Source organism: Pseudomonas sp. PA-5-4B, assembly GCF_021606215.1.
Taxonomy (GTDB): domain Bacteria; phylum Pseudomonadota; class Gammaproteobacteria; order Pseudomonadales; family Pseudomonadaceae; genus Aquipseudomonas; species Aquipseudomonas edaphica.
Genome location: NZ_WKDB01000069.1, coordinates 22,529 through 32,269, shown reverse-complemented (window position 1 = coordinate 32,269; position 9,741 = coordinate 22,529). Strand labels below are relative to the sequence as shown.

Sequence of the window (9,741 nt, the reverse complement as noted above, 5' to 3'; positions counted from 1 at the left end):
GTCCACTGCTGCTGAGAATCGCCAGCAGGATAGCGCCAACGGGCAGCCCCAGCCGATTACACAGCCACAACACGCCGATCAGCAGGATGAACAAACCGATGGAAAACCCCGGATTATCCTTGGCAAAATTCGCATCCGCCACATGCGCCGGCACGGCCAGCGGCTCGCCGCCCACCACCTGAATCATGGCCGCAACGCCGTCGCTGATGCCCTGGCTGTAATTACCGGCCTTGAACTTGGGCGCGATCACCTGGTTGATGATCACCCACGACTGCGCATCGGTCAGCACGCCTTCGAGGCCATAGCCGACTTCGATGCGCAATTTGCGCTCATCACGGGCGACGATCAACAGCGCGCCGTTGTCCTTGCCCTTTTGGCCGATGCCCCACTGGCGGCCCAATTGATAACCGTAGTCCTCAATGGGCACGCCCTGCAGGTCAGGCACAGTGACCACCACGATCTGGTCACCCGAGGTTTGCTCCAGCGCCTGCAATTGCTGGGTCAGTTGCGCACGTACCGCCGGGTCGATCATCTGCGCGGTGTCCACCACCCGCCCGGTCAAGGCCGGGAAGGTCAGCGCCGCCTGGGCCACGCCCACGCAGGCCAGCAGCCACAGCGCCAAGCCTATCCGTAATAAACGCATCGACACCTCAGAGAAGCCTTATTTGAACTTCACTTGCGGCGCTTTATCGGCGTCGGCACTGGTGGCTTCAAACGTGGCGCGGATCGGCAAGTCGCTGTACATCACGCTATGCCACAGGCGGCCGGGGAAGGTGCGGATCTCGGTGTTGTAAGCCTGCACCGCCTGGATAAAGTCGCGACGGGCCACGGCAATACGGTTTTCGGTGCCTTCAAGCTGAGACTGCAACGCCAGGAAGTTCTGGTTGGCTTTGAGGTCCGGGTAACGCTCGGACACCACCATCAGACGGCTGAGTGCGCCGCTCAAACCGTCTTGAGCCTGTTGGAACTGCTTGAGTTTCTCGGGGTTGTCGAGGGTGCTGGCATCCACTTGGATCGAGGTGGCCTTGGCCCGCGCCTCAATCACAGCGGTGAGGGTGTCTTGCTCATGGGCCGCATAGCCCTTGACCACTTCCACCAGGTTGGGAATCAGGTCGGCGCGGCGTTGGTATTGGTTTTGCACCTGGCCCCAGGCCGCCTTGGCCTGTTCGTCCAGGGTCGGAATGGTGTTGATGCCGCAACCGCTCAGCACCGTGCTGATCAGTAGCAAAGCCGCGGCCTTGAAGCCCCAGCGGTAATGTTGTGCTGCTTGCATAGTGTTTCTCCTGCCCAATCTGGATGGAATGTGACGACTAACCCTATAAACCGCGCGCTTGGGGCATAATCCGCCACCACTGGATTGCGTCGAGCCAATCAGCTAAAAAGATGCCCAGCGCGAATAAGAGTTCACAAGTGTGGTGCATTTACTGCAATAACACTCGAACAACAACATAGGTTCCCCCACATTTTGGCAGACCAGCGCATTTTCGCTGTGCAGTAGCCGAAAAAGGATATTCATGAAAAAGCTGTGTTTGCTCGGCCTTGTTGCCACTCTGGCCACCCACCCCGTCTGGGCAGAAACAAAGCCTGCTGCGCTTAAAGACAAGGACGCCTTCGTCAGCGACCTGCTCAAGCAGATGACCCTGGATGAAAAGATCGGCCAATTGCGCCTGATCAGCATCGGCCCGGAAATGCCCCGCGAGCTGATCCGCAAGGAAATCGCCGCCGGCCGCATCGGCGGCACGTTCAACTCGATCACCCGCCCGGAAAACCGTCCGATGCAGGACGCGGCCATGCGCAGCCGGTTGAAGATCCCGATGTTCTTCGCCTATGACGTGATCCACGGCCACCGCACCATCTTCCCGATCAGCCTGGCCCTGGCCTCCAGCTGGGACATGGACGCCATCGGCCGCTCCGGGCGCATCGCCGCCCAGGAAGCCGCTGCCGACAGCCTCGACATCACCTTTGCGCCGATGGTCGACATTTCCCGCGACCCGCGCTGGGGCCGCACCTCCGAAGGTTTTGGTGAAGACACCTACCTGGTCTCACGCATTGCCGAAGTGATGGTCAAGGCCTTCCAGGGCGTAAGCCCGGCTAATGCCGACAGCATCATGGCCAGCGTCAAGCACTTCGCCCTGTATGGCGCGGTGGAAGGCGGTCGCGACTACAACGTGGTCGACATGAGCCCGGTCAAGATGTACCAGGACTACCTGCCGCCGTACCACGCGGCGATCAAGGCCGGTTCCGGCGGCGTGATGGTGGCGCTCAACTCGATCAACGGCGTACCGGCCACCGCCAACACCTGGCTGATGAACGACCTGTTGCGCAAGGACTGGGGCTTCAAAGGTTTGGCCGTGAGCGACCATGGCGCGATCTTCGAGCTGATCAAGCACGGCGTGGCCAAGGACGGGCGTGAGGCTGCCAAGCTGGCGATCAAGGCCGGCATCGACATGAGCATGAACGACTCGCTGTACGGCAAGGAATTGCCCGGCCTGCTCAAATCCGGCGAAATCGAGCAAAGCGACATCGACAATGCGGTGCGCGAAGTGCTCGGCGCCAAGTACGACATGGGCCTGTTCAAAGACCCGTACCTGCGCATCGGCAAGGCCGAAGATGACCCGGCCGACACCTATGCCGACAGCCGCCTGCACCGCAGCGATGCGCGCGATATTGCACGCCGCAGCCAGGTCTTGCTGAAAAACCACAACAACACCCTGCCGCTGAAAAAATCCGCGACCATCGCGCTGGTAGGCCCGCTGGCCAAGGCACCGATCGACATGATGGGCAGTTGGGCCGCCGCCGGTAAGCCTGAACAATCCGTCACGCTGCTGGACGGCATGAACGCTGTAATCGGCGACAAAGGCAAAATCATCTACGCCCGTGGCGCCAACATCACCAATGACAAGGCCGTGGTCGACTACCTCAACTTCCTCAACTTCGATGCGCCGGAAGTGGTCGATGACACCCGCCCAGCCCAGGTGATGATCGACGAAGCGGTCAAGGCCGCCAAGGCAGCCGACGTAGTGGTCGCCGCCGTGGGCGAGTCCCGTGGCATGTCCCACGAGTCTTCCAGCCGCACCGACCTGAACATCCCGCAAAGCCAGCGCGACCTGATCAAGGCGCTCAAAGCCACCGGCAAACCGCTGGTCTTGGTGCTGATGAACGGCCGCCCGCTGTCGATTGTGGATGAAAACAAAGAGGCTGACGCGATCCTGGAAACCTGGTTTGCCGGCACTGAAGGCGGCAACGCCATCGCCGACGTGCTGTTCGGTGACTACAACCCATCGGGCAAGCTGCCGATCACCTTCCCACGGTCGGTGGGGCAGATTCCGACCTACTACAACCACCTGAGCATCGGCCGGCCGTTCACCCCAGGCAAGCCGGGCAACTACACCTCGCAGTACTTCGATGACGTTACCGGGCCGCTGTTCCCGTTCGGTTATGGCTTGAGCTACACCACGTTCAGCCTGTCGGACATGGCGCTGTCGTCCACCACCCTGAACAAGACCGGCAAGCTTGATGCCAGCGTCACCGTGAAGAACACCGGTAAAGTCGATGGCGAAACCGTAGTGCAGTTGTACATCCAGGACGTGGCCGGCTCGATGATCCGCCCGGTTAAAGAGCTGAAGAACTTCCAGAAAGTCATGCTCAAGGCCGGTGAAGAGCGCACTTTGCACTTCACCATCAGCGAGGAAGACTTGAAGTTCTACAACACTCAACTCAAGTTCGCGGCAGAACCGGGCGAGTTCAATGTGCAGATCGGGTTGGACTCCCAGGATGTGCAGCAGCAGACGTTCGAGTTGTTGTAATAGCGACGGCCCCCTCTTTGAGTGAAGAGGGGGCATCGCAGTAACCCGCGTTGATCAGCAACCAGTTAACTTTCTCCTTCCCTCTAAGCCAACTCCTACATTAATCACTCTGCGTACTCGCACACCCTGTCAGCCCAATTTTATGTGCAGGTGTGTGGACTATGTTGCCCACGAAAAACGCCCGAGCGGCAGCCGCAAAAGTGCCCGCTCAATCATCTTTCAAACGCAATGCTATCGCCCTCTGTGTGCTTGGGTGCTTGTCAGCAATGCCGGTTGAAGCCGCCAGCTACACCGAACAAGGCCGGCTGCACGACGCCGCCAGTTGGCGCAGCGAAGAGTTCAAGAGTAACTGGGGGTTGGGCGCAGTGGGTGCCGATTTCGCTTATGCACGAGGGTTAAGTGGTGCAGGGGTGCAAATGGGGATTTATGACTCTGGAACCGACCTGCGCCATGGCGAGTTTGCCGGGAAACCAGTTGTCGGCGTGCTGATGGCCGACCCTGGCTGCATGAGCGGGAGCGTGCTGGAAAATGGCTGCTTCTACACCGAAGGTGATCGCGCCGCAGTAACCGTTATAGACTCATTGCCACCTGAAGCATTAGCAGGCCTGGAAGAGTCTATAGCCGATGGCACCCTGACCCGAGAGCAACTTGATGAATATCTCGGATTTGTTGGAACGACCTACGACGCGCATGGCACTCACGTTGCCGGTACAGCACTCGCCAATCGCGATGGCTCCGGGGTCCATGGTGTAGCTTACGCGGCCAACTTGAGTGCCGTGCGTAAGTTCGGCAATACCTATCTGGGAGGCCCGATTGCCATAACAGGTGCTTTGAGGCTTCCCCTTCCGACAGTTGCCGCGGTTGACGCCGTCTATGCCCAATTGCAGAAGCAGAATGTACGTGTTGTCAATAACAGTTGGGGGAGCGCATTTTCGCCTGCGAATGCAGCAGAGCTGGACATTGCATTAAGCGACACACAAACCCCGGTTTATGCAGAACTCAGGGCCATCGCAGACAACGCTATCAAGTATGGGATCCTGCAAGTATGGTCAGCGGGCAACGTCACCACAGCCAACGAATCACCTCAAAAAGCGCCAAACTCCGGGCTTCATCCCAACCTGCCACGTGCCATTGCAGAGCTGGAGCCTTATTGGTTGACCGTCGTCAACTTAACTAAAGAGCTCACCTTGAGCGATTATTCCAGGCGCTGCGGCTTCAGCAAAGACTGGTGCCTGGCCGCGCCCGGAACAGATATCAACTCGTCCTGGGTCAGCGGTTCGATACAAACCGAAAACCACTACGGCCCAGACGGTGATGTCATCGGCTTCACAGTAACCGGTGACAAACCCGATTCAGGTTATGCGCTAAGCTCCGGCACCTCCATGGCCGCCCCCCACGTCACCGGCGGCCTGGCACTGCTGATGGAGCGCTTTCCCTACCTCAACAACCCGCAAATCCGCGACGTGCTGCTCACAACCGCCACCGACCTTGGCGAACCAGGCGTGGACGACGTCTACGGCTGGGGCCTGATGAACCTCAAAAAAGCCATAGACGGTCCCGGCCAGCTGCGCGTCGACACCCTGGTGAACATGGACCGACCCGCCGGCGGTGCAATTGTCTGGCAAGGCGGTGCCTGGGACGATTGGCGCAACGATATCAGCGGCCCCGGGCGCCTGGAAAAAAGCGGTATCGGTTGGCTGCGCCTGAGCGGCAATAACAGCTTCGCCGGCGCCACGCTTAAACAAGGCATTCTGGAGCTGGACGGCACTAACAACCTCAAGGGCGATGTCATAGTCGACGGTGGCACGCTGCGTCTGAACGGCGCCCTGAACGTGCAGGGTGACTACCAGCAAGCCGCCGGTTCAACCCTGATGACGGGCCTCACAACCCCAACGGCGCCGGCAAAACTGCAGGTGAGCAACCAAGCCAGAATCGACGGCGGCACGCTGTACCTCAGCGCACAACCCAACACCTACTACCTGGGCCAGCGCCACAGCATCCTGCAGGCCAACGCGGCCTTGAGCGGCGAATTTGCTGCGATTGACCGTCGCGAATTTTCGCCCTTCCTCAACGTGTCGCAAGTCAAAGAAGCCAATAACCTGCTGGTGGAATTCGGCCGTGGCCGCTCACTGGCTTCGGCGGCAGAAACGGCCAACCAGCGGGCCGTCGCCAACGTCGCCGACACGGACGCTTTGACCTCCCCACTGCTGCAACGCCTGACTTCGCTGTTCCCCGAGCAGGCGCCTTCGGCCCTGGACCAGTTGAGCGGCGAACTGCACGCCAGCACCCAGGCAGCGCTGATCGAAAACAGCCGCGTGCTGCGTCAGGCCGTGTTCGACCGTCAACGCCTTGCACAAGACCATCGCGCTACCGGGCCACACGCAGAGAACCGTGGCATATGGGTACAACTGCCGCGTCAGTCCGGGCTACTGGCGGGTGATAACGGCACCTCGCGCACCGCCCACAGCAGCACGGGGATTTTGGTCGGCTTCGATCACCAACTGGAACAAGGCACACGCCTTGGCGTAGTCGCCGGCAGCGGTAGCAGCGAGGTCAAGGCGGGACCGCGTGGAAAGGCAAGTGTCGACACCTACCAGTTGGGCCTGCACGCGGGTCACACGTGGGATGCTTTTGGCCTGTATGGCGGCATCGCCTATGCGCAACATGAGATTGAGACCAAACGCCGCGTCAGCTTTCCCGGTGTAGAAAACCGCTTGTCCGGCAAATACGCCAGCCGCACCGTGCAGGCATTTGCCGAGGCCAACTATAAGTTCAGCCATGACTTCTGGGATTGGCAGCCGTACCTGCAACTGGCCAATGTGCAACAACGCAGCGAAGGCTACACCGAGCGGGGCGGCATTACGGCACTGCGCGGCAAACGTTCGAAAGAAAGCGTGAACCTGGCCACCGGCGGTGTGCGGGTGAACCTCGACCTGGGCAAGGCGCAGATCGGCCCGTCGTGGTTGAGTGTGCGCGGCGGCCTGGCTTACACCCGTGCCAGCGGTGACCTGCAACCTTCTACCCAGGCTGCCTGGGACGGCGGGCGAGTCATGAGTGTCAGCGGCGCGCCGCTGGATCGACTCAGTACCCGGCTGGAACTGGGCGCCACCGCGCACCTGACGCCTAACAGTGCGATCGACCTGGGCTTTGCCCAGCAGCGTGGTGAGCGCACGCGAGACCAAAGCATCACCGCGCAATATTCACTGCAGTTTTAAGCAGCAGGCGGGGGTGTCCTACCCCCGCCGATCCAGCAGGTTGACCACCAACCGATCAATCCAGCCCCACACCCGCTGCTTCACCCGCCGCCACAGTGGCCGCGCCTTCCAGGCCGCCAGGCTCACCGCCTGGCTCTTGGCAAAATCACCCTCGAAACTGCCCACCACCGCTGCCGTCAATTCTGGGTCGAGCGCTTCCAGGTTGGCCTCCAGGTTAAAGCGCAAATTCCAGTGGTCGAAATTGCACGAGCCAACGCTCACCCAGTCGTCCACCAGCACCATTTTCAGGTGCAAAAAACACGGCTGGTATTCAAAGATCTGCACGCCTGCACGCAACAACCGTGGGTAATAACGGTGCCCGGCGTAGCGCACTGAAGGGTGATCGGTGCGCGGGCCGGTCAGCAATAAACGCACATCCACGCCACGCCCGGCTGCGCGGCGCAACGCACGGCGTACGCTCCAGGTCGGTAGAAAATACGGGGTGGCCAGCCAGATGCGCGTCTTGCTGCTGTTCAGCGCGCGGATCAGCGACTGCAAAATATCGCGGTGCTGACGAGCATCGGCATACGCCACGCGCCCCAGGCCAGGCCCGGTGGCCGGCACCTTGGGCAAGCGCGGCAAACCGAAATGGGTGGCGGGTTTCCACTCGCGGCGCGCCGCGTTGGCGTGCCATTGGCGGTCGAACAACGCCTGCCAGTCCAGCACCAACGGGCCGCTGATCTGCACCATCACTTCATGCCAGTCGGCGGTGTCTTGCCCTGGCGTCCAGAACTCATCGGTAACGCCCGTGCCGCCGACCACGGCGATGCCCTGATCAATCAGCAACAGTTTGCGATGGTCGCGGTACAGGTTACGCATCCAACGGCGCCAGCTCAGGCGATTGTAGAAGCGCAGTTGCACGCCCGCGTCGGTGAGGCGCTTACGCAGGCCCAGCGTGAAGGCCAGGCTGCCGTAATCATCAAACAGGCAGCGCACCTGCACGCCGCGCTCGGCGGCTTGCACCAACGCTTGCACCATGGCTTCAGCGCAAGCACCCGCCTCCACCAGGTACAACTCCAGATCGACCTGGCGCTCGGCCCGGGCAATACCCACCAGCATCTGCGGGAAGAAACTCGGGCCGTCGATCAGCAACTCGAAGCGGTTGGCGCTGCGCCATGGGAACACTGCGCCGCTCACGTCAGCGCGCCGTGAAAATCAGCACCGCACCGACCGGCACCGACAAACTGATCGACGCCAAGCCGGCCGCCTTGCGCAGTGCCGCCACACCCGGCACCAAATCGAAATCCTCGGCATGCAGCACCACAGGTTCCAGGGTTACCACTTGGAAACGCCGGTCATCCAGACGTGTGGCGAGCAGTTCGGCGCTGTAGGTTTGAGTCTTGCCGTGCAAAGTCACCGACAGTGGCAGGCGCAACTCAATTTGCGCGCCTGGGGCCAGGTCATTGATCGGTTGCAGATTAATCTGCGCGCTGATCAGCGCTTCGGGGAAGGCCTTGATCTGGAACAGGTCATTGCGCATGCGCTCATCGCGCAGCGGGATGCCGCTGTTGATCGACTCCATCTCGACCTCAAGCTGCGCCGCGCCTTTGCTGTCGACCTTGCCGTGCAACACCAGGAAGCGATGCACCTCGGCAATCTCGGTGTTCTTGGTAGTGACGAACGACAGGCGCGAGGATTCGTTATCCAGGTACCAGTCGGCGTGGGCAGGCAAGGCGGCGCACGTCAACAGCGTGAAGGCCAGGGGTTTGAGATTGAACATAGAAACTCATGGGGCAAAAAACCTGCACGAACCTTAAGCGCAATCTCACAAGCGGCGCAAATCCAATGTGGGAGCTGGCTTGCCTGCGATGACGGCGGCACAGCCAGCAGCAAGGGTGACTGACCTGCCGCTATCGCAGGCAAGCCAGCTCCCACAGAGTTCGGTGGTTGCCTTCAGATCAGCGCCCGCTGCACATCGCGCACCGTCGCTTCGAGGCTGGCCATGTGCAGGTTTAATACGCGTTCCACCGGCGCCTGATGCATCGGCCAGTGCAGCGCCATGCTGCCCACCAGCCGCCCATTGGCCTGCACCGGCAAGGCCACCGCGCGAATCAGAAACGGCAGGCGCACCGGGTATTCCCAATAGCCTTCAGTACGCTGGCCAAACCCCTGGTGCTGGGTTTGCTCGCAGGTATGCACCTGCTCGTCCGCAGCGACATGATCGCGGCCCGCCAGACGCTGCACCTCCTCAACCGGCAATTGCGTCAGGCACGCCTTGCCCATCGCCGAGTGAAACAGGCTGGCGTGCTGGCCGACGATCTGGCAGTTATTGGGGTACAACTTGCGTAACACACTGGGGATCGCGCTTTCCATGACTTCCAGGCGCTCGCCATCAAAGCAGGACAGATCCACCACCAGCCCGGTGCGCTCGCTGAGTTCCAGCAGCCAGGGCGCGGCGCTTTCCACCACTTGGCGCTTGAAACGTTGCTGGGTGTCGCCGAACAACCGTTGGGCGCGCAGGCGGTAACGGCGGTCGCTGAGGCCGCGATAGACCCAGCCCTGTTCCTGCAAGGTCAGCAACATGCGCGACACCGTCGCCTTGGGCAAGCGTGTGAGGTAGTGCAACTCCTCCAACCCCAAGGCCTGGTGCTCACCGAGCAGTTCGACGATGGCGAGTGCGCGCTCAACCGACCGTACCGTGCCTGTCTCCATGTTCGATCTCCCTGTTGCCGGTGGATGAT

Annotated in this window: 7 protein-coding genes; 2 read left to right on the top strand and 5 right to left on the bottom strand. The window is 60.9% G+C overall.

All coding sequences use genetic code 11. The annotated features are described in order from the left end of the window. Both GIW28_RS25265 and GIW28_RS25260 read right to left on the bottom strand, forming a co-directional pair. Positions 1-643: TPM domain-containing protein (locus GIW28_RS25265; RefSeq protein WP_236490430.1), on the bottom strand; the 643-nt coding region annotated here is incomplete at its 3' end. Between the two features lie 18 nt (positions 644-661). Continuing rightward, entirely contained in the window at positions 662-1,273 is a 612-nt protein-coding gene (locus GIW28_RS25260; protein WP_017137266.1) for a LemA family protein, read from the bottom strand. Positions 1,274-1,514: 241 nt separating this feature from the next. Between GIW28_RS25260 and bglX the strand changes: the two genes are divergently transcribed. Beyond that, positions 1,515-3,806 (top strand): beta-glucosidase BglX, encoded by a 2,292-nt coding sequence (bglX, locus tag GIW28_RS25255; protein ID WP_017137265.1) that lies wholly within the window; start codon positions 1,515-1,517, stop codon positions 3,804-3,806. Between the two features lie 266 nt (positions 3,807-4,072). Beyond that, positions 4,073-7,021: a S8 family serine peptidase gene (locus GIW28_RS25250; protein ID WP_236447902.1), complete on the top strand. Its 2,949-nt coding sequence runs from the start codon at positions 4,073-4,075 to the stop codon at positions 7,019-7,021. 18 nt (positions 7,022-7,039) lie between these two features. On the opposite strand, the gene GIW28_RS25245 is transcribed toward GIW28_RS25250, so the two are convergent. The 3 genes from GIW28_RS25245 to GIW28_RS25235 form a co-directional block, all read right to left on the bottom strand. After that, complete coding sequence (locus GIW28_RS25245; RefSeq protein WP_099548607.1) at positions 7,040-8,197, bottom strand: phospholipase D-like domain-containing protein; 1,158 nt, start codon at positions 8,195-8,197, stop codon at positions 7,040-7,042. 1 nt (position 8,198) lies between these two features. Then, the gene (locus GIW28_RS25240) at positions 8,199-8,780 is read right to left on the bottom strand and encodes a YceI family protein (RefSeq protein ID WP_017137264.1); all 582 of its coding nucleotides are present in this window, start codon (positions 8,778-8,780) and stop codon (positions 8,199-8,201) included. Between the two features lie 173 nt (positions 8,781-8,953). Continuing rightward, entirely contained in the window at positions 8,954-9,712 is a 759-nt protein-coding gene (locus GIW28_RS25235; RefSeq protein WP_017137263.1) for an IclR family transcriptional regulator, read from the bottom strand. Between the last annotated feature and the right edge of the window lie 29 nt (positions 9,713-9,741).

Bases quoted from the DNA above. Each gene is read 5' to 3' on its own strand.
- GIW28_RS25240 (WP_017137264.1), bottom strand. From the start codon at position 8,780: ATGTTCAATCTCAAACCCCTGGCCTTCACGCTGTTGACGTGCGCCGCC.
- GIW28_RS25250 (WP_236447902.1), top strand. From the start codon at position 4,073: ATGCCGGTTGAAGCCGCCAGCTACACCGAACAAGGCCGGCTGCACGAC.
- bglX (WP_017137265.1), top strand. From the start codon at position 1,515: ATGAAAAAGCTGTGTTTGCTCGGCCTTGTTGCCACTCTGGCCACCCAC.
- GIW28_RS25260 (WP_017137266.1), bottom strand. From the start codon at position 1,273: ATGCAAGCAGCACAACATTACCGCTGGGGCTTCAAGGCCGCGGCTTTG.
- GIW28_RS25235 (WP_017137263.1), bottom strand. From the start codon at position 9,712: ATGGAGACAGGCACGGTACGGTCGGTTGAGCGCGCACTCGCCATCGTC.